This window comes from Candidatus Brocadiia bacterium (genome assembly GCA_041658285.1).
In the GTDB taxonomy this organism is placed as follows: domain Bacteria; phylum Planctomycetota; class MHYJ01; order JACQXL01; family JACQXL01; genus JBBAAP01.
In genome coordinates this window covers 392,320-412,651 of the sequence record JBBAAP010000001.1, presented here as the reverse complement: position 1 = coordinate 412,651, position 20,332 = coordinate 392,320, and the positions used below count along the sequence as shown (strand labels likewise).

At 48.3% G+C, this 20,332-nt stretch carries 14 protein-coding genes and 1 pseudogene; 7 read left to right on the top strand and 8 right to left on the bottom strand.

Features of this window, described 5'->3' with window-relative positions; genetic code table 11:
• Window positions 1-11: 11 nt before the first annotated feature.
• Entirely contained in the window at window positions 12-1,400 is a 1,389-nt protein-coding gene (locus tag WC980_01745; GenBank protein ID MFA5793783.1) for a DUF1015 domain-containing protein, read from the top strand.
• A gap of 111 nt (window positions 1,401-1,511) precedes the next feature.
• Window positions 1,512-2,621, top strand: a complete 1,110-nt coding sequence (locus WC980_01740) for an alanine--glyoxylate aminotransferase family protein (protein MFA5793782.1) — start codon at window positions 1,512-1,514, stop codon at window positions 2,619-2,621.
• 580 nt (window positions 2,622-3,201) lie between these two features.
• Here the strand turns inward: WC980_01740 and WC980_01735 are convergent.
• Window positions 3,202-3,456, bottom strand: a complete 255-nt coding sequence (locus tag WC980_01735) for a helix-turn-helix domain-containing protein (protein MFA5793781.1) — start codon at window positions 3,454-3,456, stop codon at window positions 3,202-3,204.
• A 165-nt stretch (window positions 3,457-3,621) separates the two neighbouring features.
• Between WC980_01735 and WC980_01730 the strand changes: the two genes are divergently transcribed.
• The 4 genes from WC980_01730 to galT all read left to right on the top strand — a co-directional run bounded on the left by WC980_01730 (window position 3,622) and on the right by galT (window position 10,619).
• A complete protein-coding gene (locus WC980_01730; protein MFA5793780.1) occupies window positions 3,622-7,110 on the top strand; it encodes a HEAT repeat domain-containing protein in 3,489 nt (1,162 codons plus the stop codon).
• Between the two features lie 88 nt (window positions 7,111-7,198).
• Window positions 7,199-8,275 (top strand): tRNA 2-thiouridine(34) synthase MnmA, encoded by a 1,077-nt coding sequence (gene mnmA, locus WC980_01725; protein MFA5793779.1) that lies wholly within the window; start codon window positions 7,199-7,201, stop codon window positions 8,273-8,275.
• A 45-nt stretch (window positions 8,276-8,320) separates the two neighbouring features.
• Window positions 8,321-9,559, top strand: coding sequence for an MFS transporter (locus WC980_01720; GenBank protein ID MFA5793778.1), 1,239 nt, complete (start codon window positions 8,321-8,323; stop codon window positions 9,557-9,559).
• A 64-nt stretch (window positions 9,560-9,623) separates the two neighbouring features.
• Window positions 9,624-10,619, top strand: a complete 996-nt coding sequence (gene galT, locus WC980_01715) for a galactose-1-phosphate uridylyltransferase (GenBank protein ID MFA5793777.1) — start codon at window positions 9,624-9,626, stop codon at window positions 10,617-10,619.
• 3 nt (window positions 10,620-10,622) lie between these two features.
• Here the strand turns inward: galT and WC980_01710 are convergent, their stop codons facing one another.
• Window positions 10,623-11,873, bottom strand: a complete 1,251-nt coding sequence (locus WC980_01710; protein ID MFA5793776.1) for a DUF401 family protein — start codon at window positions 11,871-11,873, stop codon at window positions 10,623-10,625.
• Window positions 11,874-12,029: 156 nt separating this feature from the next.
• Here WC980_01710 and WC980_01705 point away from each other — a divergent pair, with 156 nt between their 5' ends.
• Complete coding sequence (locus WC980_01705) at window positions 12,030-14,060, top strand: (Fe-S)-binding protein (GenBank protein MFA5793775.1); 2,031 nt, start codon at window positions 12,030-12,032, stop codon at window positions 14,058-14,060.
• Here WC980_01705 and WC980_01700 read toward each other — a convergent pair.
• The 6 genes and pseudogenes from WC980_01700 to lysA form a co-directional block, all read right to left on the bottom strand.
• Window positions 14,001-15,344 (bottom strand): O-antigen ligase family protein, encoded by a 1,344-nt coding sequence (locus WC980_01700; protein ID MFA5793774.1) that lies wholly within the window; start codon window positions 15,342-15,344, stop codon window positions 14,001-14,003. The two genes, WC980_01705 and WC980_01700, sit on opposite strands and share 60 nt — an antisense overlap.
• A gap of 39 nt (window positions 15,345-15,383) precedes the next feature.
• Window positions 15,384-16,028 (bottom strand): GNAT family N-acetyltransferase, encoded by a 645-nt coding sequence (locus WC980_01695; GenBank protein MFA5793773.1) that lies wholly within the window; start codon window positions 16,026-16,028, stop codon window positions 15,384-15,386.
• Window positions 16,013-17,173: an aminotransferase class I/II-fold pyridoxal phosphate-dependent enzyme gene (locus WC980_01690; GenBank protein MFA5793772.1), complete on the bottom strand. Its 1,161-nt coding sequence runs from the start codon at window positions 17,171-17,173 to the stop codon at window positions 16,013-16,015. The genes WC980_01695 and WC980_01690 overlap by 16 nt, the downstream gene beginning before the upstream one ends.
• Window positions 17,174-17,182: 9 nt before the next feature.
• Window positions 17,183-18,487, bottom strand: coding sequence for an aspartate kinase (locus tag WC980_01685; GenBank protein ID MFA5793771.1), 1,305 nt, complete (start codon window positions 18,485-18,487; stop codon window positions 17,183-17,185).
• A 53-nt stretch (window positions 18,488-18,540) separates the two neighbouring features.
• Window positions 18,541-18,940, bottom strand: a pseudogene (locus tag WC980_01680) (GxxExxY protein).
• Between the two features lie 100 nt (window positions 18,941-19,040).
• On the bottom strand, window positions 19,041-20,267 hold the full coding sequence (lysA, locus tag WC980_01675; GenBank protein ID MFA5793770.1) for a diaminopimelate decarboxylase: 1,227 nt from the start codon (window positions 20,265-20,267) through the stop codon (window positions 19,041-19,043).
• Between the last annotated feature and the right edge of the window lie 65 nt (window positions 20,268-20,332).

Below are 20,332 nucleotides of genomic sequence, written 5' to 3'. Positions count from 1 at the left end.
AGGCGTTAACTATGGCAAAGGTTTTTCCGTTCCGGGGCGTGATTTACAATAAGGCCAAGGTCAAGGATTACGGCAACGTCCTGACTCAGCCTTATGATAAGATTGACGATAAGATGCAGGCCGGTTATTACAAAAAGAATCCGTTCAATCTTATCAGGATAACCAAGGGTAAGGATATGGCCGGCGATAATGATGCCAATAATAAGTACACCCGGGCCGGTCAGTTCTTCAGGGATTGGTTGGGCAAGGGCGTGCTGGTTCAGGACAAGAAACCGGCTATTTACGCCTATTACCAGGAATTCATCCCTTACGGTCAGCCCAACACTTCGGCCAAAGTTCGCAAGGGATTTATCGCACTGGGCAAACTGGTTGAGTTCGGCAAGGGCGTGCATGCCCACGAGAGAACGCTTCTCAAGCCCAAGATGGACCGTTTGAACACCATGCGCCAGGTACACGGCTCGACCGGGCAGATATTCATGCTTTATTCCGACCCGGCTCTGACCATCAACAAGGTTATGGACAAGGTTGCCTTAAAGCGCGCGGCCGATGTGGTAGCCAAAGACGAATACGGCGTCTATCATAAGATTTGGAAAATCACCGACCCGAAACTGGTCAACCAGATAGTCAAAGCCATGGCCGCCAAGGATATTTTTATCGCGGATGGCCATCACCGCTATGAAACTGCGCTCAACTACCGTACCGAGATGAAGGCCAAAGGCCTGAGATGCACGGGCAAGCCCGCAGGCAGTCCCGCACTTATGTGGGGTAACGAGTCCTACGACAACCGGATGATGACCTTCGTCAATATGAAGGACGAAGGCTTGCTCATCCTGCCCACGCACCGGATGATATTCGGGCTGAAGAACTTCTCACCGGCCGGTTTTATCAAGAAGTTGGATAAATACTTCTGGATTAACGAGTACCCATTTAAGTCCGGTAAAGATGAGAAGCCCGCCCGACAGGAGCTTCTGGAAGACCTGCGCATCACCGGGTTCTCGGCCCACGCGCTTGGCCTGGCCATCAAGGGTGTCAAGAAGCATTATATGCTTACCCTTAAGGACGAAAAGATTATGGACCGGATGATTAAGGAGAAATCCTCGCCGGCTCTGAAGCACCTGGACGTTAATGTCCTGCACCAGTTGGTGCTCTGGAAGATGCTGGGCATCACTAAGGAACGGGTAGCCGAAGGCGAATTCGTCAACTACGTCCGCTCTGCCGATGAAGCCGTGGAACTGGCCAACAAAGGAAAGTTCCAGATGGCTTTTATCCTGAACCCGACCAAGATATCAGAGCTGGAAAACGTCTCGGTCAAGAACGAACGGATGCCCCAGAAATCGACAGACTTCTATCCCAAGCTGATGAGTGGGATAGTGATAAGTAAGATTAATTACTCGAAATAGCAGTAAGTGGATTAAACGGATTCCCGCCTTGGGCGGGTCAGCCTCTAGCTGAAAGCTGATTTGATTCTCAGCTTTATCTGCTCAATCAGCTTACTAAAATAGGAGGTGCATATGCACAAGAAACTGTTCATACCCGGACCGGTAGAGGTTTATCCGGACATTCTCAAGGCCATGGGCACGCCGATGATAGGGCATCGGACCAAGGAATACACGACCATGCACGGGGAAATCAAGAGCAAGCTCCAGCAGCTGCTCTATACCAAGAACACGATATACCTGGTGACCTCGTCCGGCACCGGCATAATGGAAGCTTGCTCCCGGAATCTGGTCAACAAGCGGGCCGCTCATTTCGTCTGCGGCGAGTTCGGCGAGCGCTGGTTTGAAATTTCCGTGGCCAACGGCAAAGAAGCCGACAAGTTCTCGGTAGACCTGGGCAAAGCTATCAAGCCTGATATGGTGGATAAAGCACTGGCCACCGGCAAGTATGACACTGTATTTATTACCCACAACGAGACCTCGGTCGGCGTGATGAACCCGTTAAAGGAAATCGCCGCAGTGGTCAAGAAGTATCCCGAAGTGGTTTTCTGCGTCGATGCGGTCAGCTCCATGGCCGGCGCCAAGATAGAGGTCGATGCCTGCGGTATCGACGTTTGCCTGGCCAGCACCCAGAAGGGTTTCGCCCTGCCGCCGGGATTCGCCGTCTGCGCCATAAGCAAAAAGGCGCTGGAACGCACCAAGCAGGTCAAGAACCGCGGTTACTACTTTGACTTCCTGGTATTTGATCAGTTCGATTCCAAGAACCAGACCCCGACCACACCGTCCGTCTCGCATATGTTCGCGTTGAACGCCCAGCTGGATAAGATTCTCAAGGAAGGGCTGGACAACCATTTTGACCGGACCAAACAGCTGGCTGATACCTGCCGCGCCTGGGTCATCAAGAGCGGGTTCAAGCTCTTCACCGAGCCCGGTTACGAATCCGTGACAATGACCACGGCCGAGAATACCAAGAACGTGGATATTGCCAAACTCAACGAAGAGCTGGGCAAGAAGGGCTTTATGATATCGGCCGGCTACGGTAAACTGAAGGATAGGTCATTCCGCATCGCACATATGGGCGAGACCACGGTAGCCGAGTTGAAGGAACTCCTGACCACTATAGACGGGATAATTCCAAGCCTGCCACAGGCACCAGCTCCGGCACCGGCTATGGCCAAGAAGTAAAACACAACGCATAGGAACTGATTAAGGGGCGCCCTTTCCGGAGCGCCCCTTTTTATTTGGGGCATTTCTGAGGAAAACCTACCGTTTACTGCCCGTCCGTTCAGATGGGGATATAAAAAGGCACGCCTGGGGAATAAAATTTATGGTTTTTAGAGGCCGAATCGCATTTTCCCTATTCTGCCGGGGGTAGAGTCTTTGACATCAGGGGGTGGACTGTCAGAAACAAGGGGGTGGACTGTTGGTCGGTAGAGGGTAGAGTGTCGGCAAGTAGGGGGTAGACGGTTGGAACCAAGGGGGTAGAGTGTAGGTAATTAGGGGGTGGATTGTTAGCAACAGGGGGGTAAAGTGTCGGTAATCAGGGTGTAGATTGTCGGTAATTGGGGTGTAGAGTGTCGGTAACTTGGGTGTGGAGTGTCGGACATCATCCCCCCGTCGGTCGGAACCTACTCCCCCCTTCCGCAGTTAATGAGGGTGTAGGGGTAGGGTACCACCCTAGTTCTGGGCAGTTTTGTGCGGAAGACATCATCTGAAGGGGGCAAAATAGGGTATGACTGAGGTGTAAAATGGGCATATACGGCGGCTATTTTGCACCTTTGATTAACCCATCTATGCCTGACTTACGATATATGGAAACCCAGTTTTTGATACTACGGTAAGAGACCTTTTTCAACAATTCCTGGATTTCCTGATACGTATTGCTCTGGTCGGAGAAGTATATGACCTGGAGCCGTCGTCGTTCCCTTAACTTGCTGGCTATGGCCAGGCGGTGTAATTCTTCTTTTATCCTTTTTCGCTCCGGGTCGGTCAGTTTGATGAATACATGCGGATACGGCATATAAGGTTCTTATACACTGAATTATTCAGGAATCAAGAAAAGTGAATGGATTGATGCATTACTCTTGACTTGGTGTTCGGTGATGATAGTATTACCGGCTAAGCGATACGAGATAGGGGATACGCGCATCGCGAATCGGGTGTTTTTTATATATAGGAGGATTTTATGAAGAAATACAGGTTGGTTATATGGGCGGGCTGTTTGATAACAGCGGCAGGAATGCTTGTCAGTTGCGATAAGGAAAAACAGGCCAGGGAACCTGTTAAGCAGGAAGTGATTCAACAATCAGCGCCGGTTGAGCCGATACTCGGGCCGGTGGAGCTGACGTATCTCAGGGACGCCCTGAGATGCATCAAGATGACGCCTCAGGACCTGCTCTATAAAAAGAATACCGACCCCGGAATGCCTTACAGGCTCAAGGCCATAGACCGCCTGATGGCTAACCCGCTTGACGTTCCGTTCTATACCGATGATTTGGCACGGAAGTTATCAAGCCCAAATCAGCGGTTAGAAACTTTTGTAACGAGTATGGTCAAGGAGATTGATATGGATTTTGATGTGCCTGTATTTGCGCAACGACTTACTGATGAGCAGGCATATTCTTTGATGGTGATGAAGGGTACTAATAAATATGAACAAGTTAAGAATCTTCCTGCGGATATCAAAGCTCCGGTATCAGCTTTATTAGGTTATATGTCTAAAACTTCTGATGAGTTTAAGAGGATATTTGCCAATTTGTCAGATGAGGGTAAGAAGAATTTGCAAGAACACGGTGATAGTTTTGATGTCTATCAGGAATACGAATCTATTTCCCAAACATATCTTATGGGAGCATCTATTTTTATGGCCGGAGCAGTTGATGTTACCATACCTAAATTTAAATCTATTAAGCCCGTAGTGGGTGTTTCGCCCCAAGAGTTTAGTCTGGATGACTCTAAGGTCAAGGGCAATATCTTATTCTATGCCAATACTGAAGTAGGAGAGGTGATTGTGGGTGGTTCAGGCCCGAATGAATACCACGCGGATTTCTCGCTTATCATAGACCTAGGCGGGGACGACCTTTACACCTGTCGGGCTGGAGGCACGGACGGACGGACCCAACCGCCCGTTGCTGTCTGCATAGATCTGGGCGGCAATAACCGGTTCATAGCCCGGATGTCCGCCGAAGGCGGATCCGCCTCTGGCGGAAAGGAAAATCAACCCAAGGATGAATCAGATAAATTGGAACCGGGTAATGACCGGATTGCCTTCTGCCAGGGCAGCGCTCTGGCCGGCATAGGCATTCTGGTGGTTGATGGCGATGGTAATAATACTTTTACAGCAGGTGATTGGTCCCAGGGCGCGGCCCACTTAGGCGTGGGTGTTCTGCTCAGGACCGGCAAAGGCAATGACACATATAAAGGCTTGGATACCTGCCAGGGCGCGGCGTCGTTCGGCATCGGCGCGCTGATAGACGACTCCGGCGACGATAAATACTCGGCCACCTTCGGCGCCCAGGGATTCGGCGGCCCGGCCGGCATCGGGCTGGTTCTGGACCGTTCCGGCAATGATAACTATTACGCCGGCGGCAGATACGAGGACTATCCCCAGCGTCCGCGCGGTTCGTTCATCGCCATGTCTCAGGGATTCGGATACGGCATCAGACCGGGCTGTTCCGGCGGCATCGGGATCCTGCTGGATAACGCCGGGGACGATTCATACTTTTTGGATAATCAGTTCGGGCTGGGCGGCAGTTACTGGTTCGGATTAGGGATTCTGGTGGATGACGCCGGCAACGATACCTACAAGACCGGTGTTAATCCGCCTAAGCTGACTGAGGAACAAGCCAAGAAGGCGGCCGAAAAGAAGGAATACCTGGGCGGCGACTACGACGGCTACACCATGGGCGCGGCCATACACCTGGCCGCGGCCTGCATGATAGACCGCACTGGTGATGACAAGTATTACGGACACAAGATAGGTCCGGCTGTGGGCTGGGACTTTTCGCCGGCCTGGCTGATAGACGGCGGCGGCACGGATTTATTCAACACAAGTCGGGACTGGAACCGCCTGGCGGCCGGTAACCAGAACGGCTGCGGATTTCTGCTCAAGAAATCCGGTTCAGCTCGGTTCGAGGGCTACAGCGTACCCAGTTCCTATGCGGACCGCGACTGCGGCGGCATTGGTATACTGCTTAATCTGGGCAAGGGCGAATACGATACGGTTATGCCTAAGCAAATGACGCCGGGCGCCTGGTACAGCGGCCGGAGCTTTGACAATGCCACCTCCTGGTGCGCCGGCATAGACGGTCCGGTGTTTGAGAAGGAGCGGGAAAAGATGCCGGAATCGCTGCTGGCCAACTGGCCCAGGCGCGAGTTTCCGCCGGTTATCAAGCCAGCCGAAGATAAAAAAGCAGCCACTGAAGAGGTGCCGCCTGTTTTACCAAACATACATACGGCAGAGTTGACAGCCATCCGGGCCCGGAGCGCCGAATACGGTGACGGTGATCAGGAGGTTATAAAGCAACTTGATGTTTTGTCCGCTACAGACCCGGCTGAGCCGGAAATTATTTATGAACAAGCCACATTCTGGGCTCCGATGGATCCGGCCAAGGCTTTGGGTTGCCTGAGCCAGGCCGCCCAAAATGGATATGCCAATGCGGCTATGCTTCGGGATGATAACCGGCTGAGCAACATTAAATCACTGCCCGGCTACAAGGCCGTGGAGGAGCAGGTCAAGGTTAATACCCTGACGCCTGAAGAGATGGACAAGCTTTGGCAGGAATGTGTCAAGGAGCAGGGCGCGCACTGGGACAAATCCAGCGTGGCGCGGGACAGGTTCCGGAAACTGGGCCGGCCCGGACTCTATTACGCCATTCCTAAGCTGATAACCAGCGATAGTTACGCATACCAGTGGGCGTCTGATTTTATCACCGGACAGGGCAAGGCGGCCGTACCGGTTCTGATGAACTGCCTGAAGTCGGCCAACGAACCATTGCGCAATACGGCCATGGCATTACTGGGGCAGATAGGCGACCAGCGGGCCACCGAGGCGATTATTCCGTTGCTCCAGAACAAGGATATCGTCAACAACGTCTGCCGGGTGCTGGGAACATTGAAAGACCCCAAGGCCGTGCCGGCTATGTTAGAGGTGGTCAAGCTCAAGGATTTCTCCGAGAACGAGTGGATGCGGAAGAACTTTGCTGTGGCGCTGGGCAGAATCGGCGATGCCCGGGCCGTGACGGAACTGGTTAAACTGCTGGACGACCCGTATTTTTGGGTGCGTTACCCGGCCGAGCTATCCCTGATACAGATAGGCGAGCCGTCGGTCAAACCGCTTCTGGAAGTAGTTAAGCAGAATAAATTCCCGGCCTCGGCCCACGCCATAGAGGCGCTGGGGAGAATCAATGATATTGTAGCTATTAATGAAGAACTTACTAATCAACTTTCTAATAAAGATTGGGCAATGAGAGGGTTTGCTGTAGAAGCGGCGGGGGAACTTATGTATGCCAGGATTGATACTATGCGCAATGGCGGAATGAAATCTATTCAAAGCGGCTTATTAAGTAGATTGTATAAAATGAAAGAAACTGAGACTCATCCTTTTGTTAAAGGAAAGATAGCCTGGGCTATTGAGCGCATCAATAATCCGCCTAAGAAAGAGGAGAAGAAGTAGCGCTTTAACCACAAAGGACACAAAGGTCACGAAGAAAGAAAATACCATATTTCCTTTGTGCTTTTTGTGAACTTTGTGGTGAGATATTATGTCTAAAAAAGTAGTTGTGGCTATGAGTGGAGGAGTTGATTCCAGCGTGGCCGCTTATCTGCTTAAGGAACAGGGTTACGATGTAACAGGTTTATTCATGAGCCTGGGCACTTGTTTGGAGAAGATGGCGCCCAAGCGTAAGGCTTGTTGCAGTATTTTTGACGCCCAGGACGCTCGTAAAGTGGCCGATAAGCTGGATATCAAGTTTTCTATTCTGGACTTCAAGCAGGATTTTGAGGAATTAATAAGGTATTTCGTGGATGAATACGACCGCGGCCGCACGCCTAATCCCTGCATTCGGTGCAACCAATTACTCAAGTTCGGTAAGCTGATGGAATACGCCGACAAACTTGGAGCCGAGCATATCGCTACCGGACACTATGCGCGAATAATTTCATCACAGCGGACGCAAAGAGTTGTTCTGCGTAAGGGAGTGGATATAAATAAGGACCAATCGTATGTATTGTTTGCGCTGACCCAGGTGCAGTTGTCACGGGTGATGTTCCCGCTGGGTGAGTTGACCAAGCCCGAGGTTAGGAAAATAGCGCATAAGCTTGATTTGCCGGTCAAGGACAAGCCGGAAAGCCAGGATGTTTGCTTTGTGCCGACATCGGGTTATGAAACACTTCTCAGGCAGAGAATTCCCGATAGCCTTTGGTCTGGTAATATCGTTGATAAGTCCGGTAAAGTGCTGGGTCGGCATCAGGGTTACCAATTATATACGATAGGCCAGCGGCGTGGGTTGAAGGTGGCGCTGGGCAAGCCGGTTTATGTGACTAAAATTGACGCCAGGTATAATCGGGTGGTCTTGGGCGACAAAGAGGATGCGATGTCGGATAAATGTTTAGCCAGTCAGCTCAATTGGGTGTCTATGTCTGAACCAAAGAACAAGAAGCCGTTTGAAGCTGAGGTCAAGATAAGATACTTGCATAAGCAGGCCGAGGCGCGGATTAAAGTTATAGCGCCTAATCAGGTCGAGATAAAGTTTAAGGAACCTCAGCTGGCCATAACCCCGGGCCAGGCAGCGGTATTTTATGATGGTGATATCGTTTTAGGCGGCGGTTGGATAGTTTGAACACAGATAGACGCAGTTAATCGGTATGTATCTGTGGTTTCGTATATGGAGCAATTATTTTTTACCATTAATCGTTTCGGCAGTGATTATCTGGAGCGTATTCGGATGTTCAGCCGGAATGTTCGGTTGTTGATTCTCAGCCAGTTTTTCATCGGGTTGGGGATGACCTTCATTGGGTTGTTGTTTAACCTCTATCTTCAGGAAGCCGGACGTGATAAGGCGTTCATCGGTTATGTTCTGGCGTTGAGCCATATTACCACGGCTGTAGTGGCCTTACCGGCCGGATACTTGGCCGGGCGGTATAACCATAAAATACTGCTGATTCTATCCCAGATTCTTTACGGATTTGCCCAGATAGGCGTGATATTGGTCGTCCAGCCGAATACCTTATTCGGATGTATCATTGTGGCCGTGGCTTTTTCCACTTTAAACGGTATTGTTACTGGGCCGTTCATTATATGTAATTCTTCGACTGCAGAGCGGACATATGTTTTTAGTATATCTGCGGTCATCGGCACAGTCGCCGCGATATTGGGTAATACGCTGGGCGGACTGATTAAAGGATTTATTGCCAACAACGGTATTCCAACAATCCAGTCGTACCAGTACACGCTTTTGATTGGATTGGGTATTGCCTTGATCGGAGTGATGCCACTGTTATTTATCCGGTTATCTGAACCGGTTTGTAAGGCGGATGAGGCGCGGCCGGCATTCTGGCCGATTCTGAAGCAGAATCGGGGATTGGTGCTCAAGGCGGTCTTACCCGAGTTCCTTATTGCCGTTGGGGCTGGACTGATAGTCCAGTTCATGAACCTGTATTTCAAAGATACCTTCGGGTCGTCGGACCAGTCAATCGGTGTTTATATGTCGGCTCAGGGGGTGGCTATGGTTTTTGCTATTATCTTAGCTCCGGTGATGGCCGACAGGGTAGGTAAGGTACGAACCGTAGCGTTTACCCGGCTGGCATCTATTCCGTTTATGATAGTGTTGGCTCTGACTGGGCATATCGAAATAGCCGTAACGGCGTTCATATTCCGGATTGTCCTGATGAACATGACCGGGCCGGTGTTGAGCTCTTTTTACCTGGGGCTTTGTCCGCCCGAGTTGCAGGGTATCCTGGCTGCGCTTTTTGCCACTACTACCAGCATTGCCTGGGCTGGTTCGGCGGTGATATTCGGTCGGGTTCTTAATGGTAATTATACAACAGCGTTCTTTATTGCGGCTGGATTGTATGTTATTGCTGGTACGCTATTTTACTTGTTTTTTAAGAAAGCAGAAGTATAATATAATCAATGCTATGGAGGCAGTAGTTCTGCTTTTGTAGTCAATTGAAATGGAGGGCCAAAACATGCCAGAATTAAGACAGAACCTCATATCACGCGACTGGGTCATTATTGCCACGGAGCGGGCTAAGCGCCCGGAAGATTTTGTCAAACACAAAGATGTTAAGCCGTTGCCGGAGTTCAACGACAAGTGCCCGTTTTGCCCGGGATCTGAGGATAAGACGCCGCCTGAGATGTTTCGAATCGGAGGTACGGGCAAGAACTGGAAAGTGCGGGTGGTATACAACAAGTTTGCGGCATTAACGCCTGAGGGAGAGAGAACCCGTAAGATGAACGGTATTTACCGTTCGATGAACGGCGTCGGAATTCACGAGGTTATTATCGAGCACCCCAAACATAATGCCTTAATGGCATTGATGTCTGATGACGAGGTGGCTAATATCATCCGCGCTTACAAGGAGCGTTACCTGGCAATCCAGAAAGATAAGCGCATAGAATCAATTATCATATTCAAGAACCATGGGCCGTCAGCCGGTACTTCTTTGGAGCATCCACACTCGCAGTTGGTTGCCACGCCGATTGTGCCGCCCCAGGTCAGGCACCGGATGGACGAGGCGACGACCTATTTTGACGATACCGGAGAGTGTATATTCTGTCATACCTTGAGTGAGGAACTTAAGGTTAAGGAACGGATTATTTTAGGAACGGAAAGCTTCGTTGCTATGGTTCCTTATGCGGCGCTTTCGCCGTTCCATATCTGGATTTTTCCCAAGCGGCATATGTCTTCATTCGCGGAAATTAACGATCTGGAAATAAATGACCTGGCCGTAAATCTCAAGACAACGTTAGCTAAGTTATATCGTGGGCTGGATAATCCAGATTTTAATTATTCAATACGTTCTATCCCGACAGAAGAGAAAGGGAGCGATTATTTCCACTGGTATATCAGCCTGGTACCTCGAGTTAGCCAGACCGCTGGGTTTGAGCTGGGATCGGGGATGTTCATCAATGTGGCTTTGCCTGAAGCCAGTGCTAAATTTCTTAGAGAAACTAAAGTCTAAGTCTTATTTATGCATCAGGGATAGGTAAAGCCAGAATACCACGAATGAGCTGGTCAGCACGGTTAGGACGATGGGAATGAGATAGCGATAGACTTTGGACAGGGTGGAACCGTAATACTGGTTGGTAAGTATTAGGCACAGGTGCAGAGGCGAAAGCATCACTCCGCTGAATCCGGACACATAAGCCAGCATCATGTAAGGCATCATCGGCGCACCCGGAGGTAGGATACTGGAGAATAGTATAGGGAAAGTCACACCGACAAACGCCATGGTCATTCCGGTCAGCATTCCAACGATAAAAGGCATGAATACTATCGAAAGCAGTACCACAGACATCGGTATTGAGCCGTCGCCTTGATGGAAAAATTGAGCCAGGTCGTTGGTTAGTGTACTGACCTGTAATATGCCGGTGAAAGCCAATATGCTTAGGACAATAATCATCATTTGGTAAATGTGCTTTTTCAGGAAGGTTATTTTTAATATCGCCGATAGTGATAACTGCTTGAATATCAGGATATTAACGATAACCCAGCTTAGCCCGATTAGCAGGCATATAAGCATGGGTAACCGGAATAGGAACAGGGTGATGATGATAATAATGGGTAGGATCAGGTAAATGATTCTGAATAACTCTTTAATATGGAGTTTCTGATTATTTGTTGATGGTGGTGTTTTTATATGCGGAAATATAAAAATGATGCCGGTAATTATAGAAACTAGGGTCATGGGCGACTGGAACAAGGCCAGGGTGTAGAGTTCTATTTTATATAAACCGGCAGCCAATACCAATCCGGGGTATAGCGGCCAGAAGTATTCCCAGATATGGCGGAACCAGTAATTTATCAGTGTTTTCTTGTGCGCCGGGACGAATTCTTCGGCTACATTATCCAGAAGCGGCGCGGAGAACAGGGCGCCGCCGGGCATGGGTAGAAGTCCGATTAATGCCGGCAGGATGGTATAGGTATAACGACGCATACCGAATGTTTCAATAATAAGCCGGCTCAGGGCGTTTAACTGCCCCGAGGCTTGGAGCAGTTCGGATAATACCAGTATGATGCCGACAATTCCAGCCAGAGAAATAGTTTCTGGGCTGATGACTGTTCCCAGTGCGGCTTGGCCGATTTTGGCCAGCTCCAGGTTAAATCCCAGCCCCAGCACCAGGCCGGTAATGAGTATGGCAATGCTGAATGTTATTTTTAGCCTGAGAAACAGGATAATCAGCAGGAAAATCAGACCAATCTTGATGATAACCATATAATAAGCAAGAAGATAAAGCAGATTAGAATCTGGTTGTCAAGCCATATGCATATTTCTATTAGTGATAGGATTCACATTGCATATCTTGACAGGATATTATGAATATTATAATTTATGCACAAAATATCACTTAAGTCTGGAAAGGACTAAGCCATGATAGCATCACGAGAAATATATTGGAACATACCTAAAATACTGGTTGGAATCCATTACGCTTTGTTCGCCGTTGCGGTTGTTGTATTCATGATTGGGATTTTCTGGCGTATCAGGCTTTGGCGTCTGGGCGATAAGGAAAACAGGTTAGATAATTTGATAACCCGTTTCTGGCGGTTAGTTATTTTTGCTGGGTTCCAGTATCGTATTCTTAAGAGAATTTATCAGGCCATAATGCATTCGGGAATATTTTATGGACTGGCGGTTCTTTATATCGGCACGCTGCTGGTATTGGTCCAGGCCGATCTGGGCATAATCTTTCTGAAAGGACCGTTTTACCAGGGGTTTTCGCTGGTGATGGATTTAGCCGGAGTCGGACTGGTAGCCGGTCTTATGATGGCTTTATTCAGGCGTTATGTGCTTAGGCCGCCGGAGCTCTGGGCCGCAAACATGGCTCAGAAATTTGATGATTTATTCATTATTTTATTGTTGTTAGTTATAGCCGCGACCGGGTTTGTGCTTCAGGGTTTTCGGATGGAGATGACTGAGATACCCGGACAGGTATGGTTTCGTTATTGGTCGCCTATAGGGTTAGTCTCAGGTGAATTATTCGACTTCATTGGTTTGCATAAGGATGCCTTGACCTGGCACCCGATATTGTGGTTTGTTCACTCGACGCTTGTGTTAGTATTTATTGCTTATTTCCCTTATAGTAAGATATTCCACGTGTTTACGGCCCCGGCTAATATATTCTTGAGTAAGTTAACACCAAAAGGGCAATTTAAGCACATTGACTTGGAGAATACCGAGAAGTTCGGTGTGGCCAAGATTAATGATTTTTCATGGAAGCATCTTCTGGACCTTGATGCTTGCACTCGCTGCGGACGGTGCGATACAGGATGCCCGACTAATCTTAGTCAAAAGCCACTCAAGCCTAAAAAGCTGGTACTTGATTTAAAGAATGAACTTAACCGGCAGGTCAAGCTGACCGGTTCAAAAGTTGTTAAGGAGCCAGAGCCGTTATTGGATAAAACGGTGACTTCGGATGAAATCTGGGCTTGCACCACCTGTCATTATTGCCAATCTAATTGCCCGGTTTTTATAGAGCATACAGACAAAGTAGTTGAGCTCAGGCGTAACCTGGTTCTGGCGGAAAGCAATTTTCCGGCTGAACTTAAATCAATGTTTAAGAATATAGAGGTTAATGGTAATCCCTGGCCGGTAGGTTGGGAGAAAAGGAGTGACTGGTGTAAGGGGCTGGATGTAAAAATACTTAATGCCGGCGAAAAATGCGACGTTTTGCTCTGGGTTGGTTGTGCTGGGGCGACGGATGATCGTAACACCAAAGTGGCTACGGCTTTGGTGAAACTGCTTAAGGCGGCCGGAGTTGATTTCGCCATTTTGGGTAATGCCGAGAAATGCTGTGGTGATCCGGCCAGACAGTCCGGTAACGAATATCTTTATCAGATGCGGGCTATGGAGAATATTGAAACATTAAAGGGCCGTAAATTCAATCGTATTTTGACTTATTGCCCGCATTGTTACCATACCATCAAGAATGAGTATCCCCAGTTGGATAAATCATTCGGCGATATAAATATCATTCATCACAGCCAGTTATTGTTGGACTTAGTCAATAACGACCAGTTAAAGCTTAAGGCTGGTGTAGCAGATGAGGTAGTTTATCATGACTCGTGCTACCTAGGACGGTACAATGATATTTATTGCCAGCCGCGGGAAGTTTTGTTATCAGCCGGTGTTAAGCTTAGAGAAATGTCGCGTCGGAAAGAGGGTAGTTTTTGCTGCGGCGCCGGCGGCGGCCGAATGTGGATGGAAGAGAAGCTGGGCAAACGGATAAACCAAATTAGGGCCAAAGAAGCCATGGATTCCATCAGCCAAGGGATTATTGCCACGGCTTGCCCCTATTGCTTGACTATGATAGGCGATGGCGTGAAAGAACTGAGTGTCGAATCAAGTTCCGGAAATGTCCGGGTCCTTGACATCGCCGAGGTCTTGGTTAGCAAGATTTAACGCGACCATCATAAGCCCGGTCAGAAACCAGAAGGGCACCATTATCCGGACCGTGTAAAAAGTGGCTACAGCTAAACCCTGTACTAGTAGAGCTATTAGTGCGGTACTATACCCAATGGCTAATGTTCCGATATAATATTCCATTTCTATTGATTCTCTACCTTCGGATAAAGTACCTAATTGTATGTATGTAGGTGGCCCGAGGTGTCGCAATGGTTTAACACTAAGATATATGCGTATTATCAACCATAGGAATAAACCCAGTCCTATAACGCCCATATAAAGTAAGTCAGTAATATATTGATTATCAGCCCAACTTAATGGCACCGAACCGGGCCCAAGACCTAAAATAGGGTCGCTTGCAATCATAGGGATAGAAGTAGTCCATGCATTAATTCTGGATTCCCATGATGAATTAACAGTGGTTTTTTTATCCCAAACACCTTTTATAGAGAAGGCCGCAGTTTTTACTTTAGCTGGTAAGAAATAAATCATTGCGAATAAAAGCAGTATTGGCAAGCAAAGTAAAACGATTTTTCTGGACAAAAACGAGAAGGCTATAAATCCGGTGAATAGTCCGACATATGAGGCTCGAGAGGTTGTGAAAGCAATAGCATAGACTGAAATTATTATCAATGGCAGCAGATAAGCATAGGACTGCCAGCGTGGATAACGAAGAATAAAGGCCATAGCTATAAAACTTATTATCAATAGGAATCCGCCGAGCAAGGCATTTTGGTCAGTGCGAAAAGGCCCGGATGCTCGTGATATTGGCATTAGGTAGTAATCCATGGCTCCCCAGACCGCTACTATGGTAGCCAAAGATAGAATTGTCGTAACATTAAACTTTAATTGTTTGTAAGTTTTTATATTGGCAATAACCATGAAGAAAATCAGGAAGTACTGGATTCTTTTTAATGTGAAAAAGAATGCGGCTGTGGGTGTGGTCGTTCCTTTGAATACGCCCCAAATCGCGGAAATAATCATTAGTATACAGAAAATAATAATGGGTTTATTTAGAGGGGTGCGAGGGATATCGAGAGGCTTACGTTTGGCGACTAATCCGATAAACCAACCCAGAGTAACGATGGCTATTAAAATATCCTCGGCTCTGATTTCGATGGCCCGGGCTTGACCAATACCTGTTTCAGCTGAACCCATAGGTATTTCCGGCAGGAATAAAGTTCCTAAGATGATAAAAAACAATCCCGTTTTGGGAACGAAGAATATGAGCAAGCCGATGAATAACCCGGCTACAACGATAAAAATAGGGGGTATACTCATAACTTTTTTAAGATTCTGTTAATAAGCGGGATACTAATGTTATATCAATTCTTTAGTTAAATAGTAAGATGGTCCGGTACTTTCGGCGCATGTCCCGGTAATGCTAAAACCAGCTTTTTTGTAAAGGGCTAATGCATTACTATTATTCTGTGCTACAGTTACACCCATGGTTTTGGCTCCTTTATTCTGGGCATACTCAAAAGAGGTTTTTACTAAATTGAATCCGATATCCTGATTCCTGGTTGATTTCATCACAATGAATGCCCAGATTTTGATGTCTATTAATACCGGTGTTTTAGCCGGAGGTTTGATTTTCTGGATAAACTTAGCGTATACGCTTGACAACATCTTGCCGAACACTTTTTTACTTAAGCCATAATAGATTAACAGACCTTTTAGGAAGATTCGTAAAAGATTTATGCCGCCGATGGGGTTCTTTCCGGAAGATGAAACGATAATAAAACCTAGGACCAGGTCTTTTTCTTTGGCTACAAGAACACCCTGCGGTTCAGAGTCAAAAAACAACTTGATTTTATCCCGGTAAAAACGATATAGTCCTGTATTACTGTTAATTATTTCTGTGATTTTAGTAATATCTGGATCGATATGCATGGCCGCAATGATGTTTAGCTCATTTGCATCCGCTGGTTTTATGATGACATTATTATTTACAGCTTTTTCCATCTGGCGATTGCTTCCTTTAGCCGCTCTTCCGGCGCCGTTAGTGAAATTCTAAGATATCCTTCCCCGTGCGGTCCGAAGCCGATGCCCGGAGTGGTATGGACATAGGCTTTGGATAGGAGCCGTCCGGCAAAATCCATGGAGCTGGTTCCAGGCGGCAGCGGCAACCAGATATAGAAAGTCGTATCCGGGATAATTGGGTCGAAGCCCATCTCTTTTAGTCCGCGGATAAAGATATTGCGTCTTAACTGGTAGCGCTTACGGATATCCGCCGCGCCGGCAATTTTGTCCGGTTCCTTCAGCCCGGCCGTCAGCGCTTTCTGGATAGCCGTGAATAGGCCGGAATCAATATTGGTTTTGATGCGTCCCAGAGCCTTGATGATATCCCGGTTGCCGGCCGCCCAGCCGGCTCGCCAGCCGGCAATGCTGAACATCTTGCTGAAAGAATTTATCTCTATGCCGATATCTTTGGCGCCGGGAATAGATAGGAACGATACCGGTGGTTGGTTAAAATACATCTCGCTGTAGGCTGCATCCTGGCAGACGATGATGTTATACTTTTTAGCAAACCTGACCACGTCTTGGTAGAACTCTCTGGGTGCGTCGGCCGTGGTCGGATTATTGGGATAATTGAGCAGCAGCAGTTTGGTTTTTCTAGCAATGTCTGGTTTGACTGCACTCAGATCCGGCAGGAAATTATTCTCGGATTTGAGCGGCATAGCAGCTATCCGGCCGCCCGAAAGAATTATAGCCGAACGGTAAGCCGGGAAACACGGGTCAGTGGTTAGGACTATATCGCCCGGGTCAACCACGGCCCAGATAAGATGGACGAACCCTTCCTTGGAGCCGATGAGCGACCAGATTTCCTTGTCCGGGTCAACCGTTACGCCTTTGGCCTTATACCAATTGGCCAGTGCCTGGCAGAAAGGCCTGGTGCCTTTATAGGGCGGGTAGCGGTGGACAAAGGGATTATCCAACGCCGACTTGAGCGCATCTATCAGCGGGCGGGCCGGCATCAGGTCCGGGTCGCCGACCGAAAGGTCAATCAGATCCTTACCTTTAGAAATGATAGCTTGTTTCTTGCGGTCTAATGCCTCAAAGAAATAGGGCGGCAGCGCCTTGACTCGTTTGGCTAAAATATCTTTCATCAGTGTCTCCTAACAAAATAATACTCTGTGTAATGCCCGGACTGTTTCATTGACCGAGCTGTTTTCTACCAGAAACGCGATATTGGTTTGGGTGGCGCCCTGGCTTATCATCTTGACCTTGATATCAGCGTCTCGGAGCGCGCCGAAAATATTACCGCTGATTCCGTGTAATCGTTTGATATCTTCTCCGATGACGCAGATCAGCGCCTGTTTGTCCTCCAGATTTACCCGGGCGAACTTTGACAGCTCCTTAAGCGCTTCGGTTAGGTGGTGTCGCCGGTCTATGGTCACCGAGACGCTTATTTCAGAGGTGGCAATCATATCAACCACTATTTTGTGCCGGGCAAAGACGCCGAATATATGTTCCAAAAACCCGTATTGCATTAACATCCGAGGTGAGGTAATGGTTATCAGGTAGATGTCCTTTTTATAAACGATGCTTCTGGGTGCCGGGATCCGGTTGGGCTTAGTCCTGGCCGTAATTATCGTACCCTCGGCTTCTGGTTTATAGGTGTTGAGAATCCGGACCGGGATATTTCGGCGGATGGCCGGTAACAGCGTTGAAGGGTGGAACCTTCGGCTGTAATAGGCCAATTCCGAGGCCTCGTTAAAACTTATATTCTTGATAGGCATCGCTTCGGGCACGACACGCGGGTCAGCCGTCATAATGCCGTCGCTGTCGCTCCAGAGCTGGACCTGGCCGGCATTAAGAGCCGCGGCCATAATCGTAGCTGTGTAATCGCTGCCGTTCCGGCCAAGGGTGGTGATATTGTCCTGACTGTCACGGCCGATGAATCCGGTTATGACCGGTACAATGCCCTTGCCGATGATCGGCTTAAGATGTTTGCGGATGAGCGCCGGGCTTTCGTCCAGGGGTTGGGCTTGGCTGAAATGTGAATCAGTCAGCAGTCCGGCATCAAAGGCGTCAACCGCCCGGGATTTGATACCGTGTTTATTTAGGTAAACCGAGATAATCCTGGCTGACAGCCGTTCGCCGAAAGACATCAGTTTATCCAGTTGCTTCAGGCTTGGTTTGATGGTCAGGGTTGCGGCGTATTGTTTCAGCTCATCCAGCAGGCCGGTTATTGATTTATGCGGCACACCCAAATCACCGGCTATTTTTAGATGAATCTTTTCTATAGAGTGGAATTTGGCAATTCCGTGGGCCAATCCGATGAGTTTCTCAGTCACGCCGTGATGGGCCGAGACGACCACCATCGGCTTATCCTTGAGAAATCTGCGGATAATGCCGGCCACAGATTTAATCCGTGAAGCGTCCTTCAGGGACGTCCCGCCGAATTTCATTACTATCATAATTTCACCACAAAGACACAAAGGACACGAAGAAGACAAAGAATACTTTCAGGTTAATTAACGATTCTGACAATGCCGTTCTTGAGTATCGGCATGTTAAAATTAATAAGCAATCCCAACCACAGATTACTTAATCGTAGATAAGTCAATAACTGGGCTTCGTGAATAGGTTCTATCTTATCCACTGACTTTAATTCGACTATAACCAAATTATCAACCAATATATCCAAACGGTAACCGCAATCCAAGGAAACATTCTTAATATTTAATGGGCAGGGTTTTCTGCCTTTCAAAAGGCGCGCCTTTCTGGGTTAATTCATAGCATAGGCATTCTTCATAAGCAGATTCCAGTATACCGGGACCTAAGTTTTTATGGACTTCTATAGCCGCTCCGATTATGATGTTTGATAAATCATTGCTTCTTTTTATAACCGCATCATCCTTAATATGCATATCTTACTTTGTCTTATTTGAGGTCTTTGTATTCTTTATCCTTTTGCATTTATATAATTAACAATATTCTTTGTGTTCTTAGTGCCTTTGTGGTGAATAACTATTTTTCTAATCGTATCAGGTCGTTGTATGTTTCCGCTCTGGTAATCAGCTTGTATTTATTCCCGGTTACCAGCACCTCGGCCGGCTTGGGCCGGGAATTATAAGTCGAGGCCATCGAGTAGCCGTAAGCCCCGGCCGAGAAGACAGCCAGCAGGGCGCCGTTGTTCAGTCTGGGCAATATGCGTTCCTTGCCCAGGAAATCGCCGCTCTCGCATATCGGTCCGACCACGTTTACTTTCATCGTCGCATTCGTATTTATAGTCACCGGTTCTATCCGGTGATAGGCCTCGTACAAGGCCGGTCGGATAAGCGTATTCATCCCGGCGTCGCAGATGACGAAATTAGTGCTGGCATTGGATTTGGTTCGTATCACCCGGGTGACGATAATGCCGGCATTGCCGACTATGAACCGTCCCGGTTCGATAATCAGTTTCAGGCGTTTGGTATGCGGCATTATGGTCCGGCCGAACTCCCTGGCTGGCCTGGCCTCCATACCTTTGTAGAATATGCCGAAACCGCCGCCTGTATCCAAATATTCAATGTTATGTCCGAATCTGCGGCAATAATCTATTAAGGGCAGCACCTTCTTAAGGGCTTGAAGGTAAGGTTTAGTCTCGGTAATCTGCGAGCCAATATGCAGGTGCAGTCCCTTGAGCCTGATGTTCCGGAACAGGTGCATTACACCTATGAGTTCTTTGGCATCCTGGATGGACAGCCCGAATTTGGTTTCTTCTATGGCCGTTTTAAGGTAGCGGTGCGTATGCGGTTCGACATCGGGATTGATGCGCAGTGCCACCGGCGCGGTAACCTTCAGCCGTTCGGCCACCTCGTTGATGGTCTGGACCTCATCGACCGACTCGGCGTTAAGCATCAGGATTTTGTGCTTTAATCCGTAGGCAATCTCTTCGGCGGTCTTGCCCACCCCGGCAAAGACTATTCTTTTGGGGTTGGCGCCGATTTTAAGCGCACGGAACAGCTCGCCGCCCGAAACCACGTCAAACCCCGCGCCCAGCGACTTAAGCAGTCGGCAGATATTCAGGTTCGAATTAGACTTGAGCGAATAGCAAATCAGGGCAGACGGGAACGCCCGGCGCAGTTTTTGGTAATGGCTTCGGATGGTCTGCGAACTGTAGACATAAAGCGGAGTGCCGAAGCGTTCGGCCAGCTTGCTGATTGGCACGCCTTCGCAGTACAATTCATTGTTATGGTATCTGAAAAAATCCATAATTCTTAGTAAGCAGATTAAACGGATTCAGCCGAGGAGCTAATTCCTTCAATATAATCGATACA

Coding starts and splice junctions, on each gene's coding strand:
- WC980_01745 (MFA5793783.1), top strand. CDS start 12: ATGGCAAAGGTTTTTCCGTTCCGGGGCGTGATTTACAATAAGGCCAAG.
- WC980_01690 (MFA5793772.1), bottom strand. CDS start 17,173: ATGAAAGATATTTTAGCCAAACGAGTCAAGGCGCTGCCGCCCTATTTC.
- WC980_01705 (MFA5793775.1), top strand. CDS start 12,030: ATGATAGCATCACGAGAAATATATTGGAACATACCTAAAATACTGGTT.
- WC980_01730 (MFA5793780.1), top strand. CDS start 3,622: ATGAAGAAATACAGGTTGGTTATATGGGCGGGCTGTTTGATAACAGCG.
- WC980_01720 (MFA5793778.1), top strand. CDS start 8,321: ATGGAGCAATTATTTTTTACCATTAATCGTTTCGGCAGTGATTATCTG.
- WC980_01740 (MFA5793782.1), top strand. CDS start 1,512: ATGCACAAGAAACTGTTCATACCCGGACCGGTAGAGGTTTATCCGGAC.
- WC980_01685 (MFA5793771.1), bottom strand. CDS start 18,487: ATGATAGTAATGAAATTCGGCGGGACGTCCCTGAAGGACGCTTCACGG.
- galT (MFA5793777.1), top strand. CDS start 9,624: ATGCCAGAATTAAGACAGAACCTCATATCACGCGACTGGGTCATTATT.
- WC980_01695 (MFA5793773.1), bottom strand. CDS start 16,028: ATGGAAAAAGCTGTAAATAATAATGTCATCATAAAACCAGCGGATGCA.
- WC980_01710 (MFA5793776.1), bottom strand. CDS start 11,873: ATGGTTATCATCAAGATTGGTCTGATTTTCCTGCTGATTATCCTGTTT.
- mnmA (MFA5793779.1), top strand. CDS start 7,199: ATGTCTAAAAAAGTAGTTGTGGCTATGAGTGGAGGAGTTGATTCCAGC.
- lysA (MFA5793770.1), bottom strand. CDS start 20,267: ATGGATTTTTTCAGATACCATAACAATGAATTGTACTGCGAAGGCGTG.
- WC980_01700 (MFA5793774.1), bottom strand. CDS start 15,344: ATGAGTATACCCCCTATTTTTATCGTTGTAGCCGGGTTATTCATCGGC.
- WC980_01735 (MFA5793781.1), bottom strand. CDS start 3,456: ATGCCGTATCCGCATGTATTCATCAAACTGACCGACCCGGAGCGAAAA.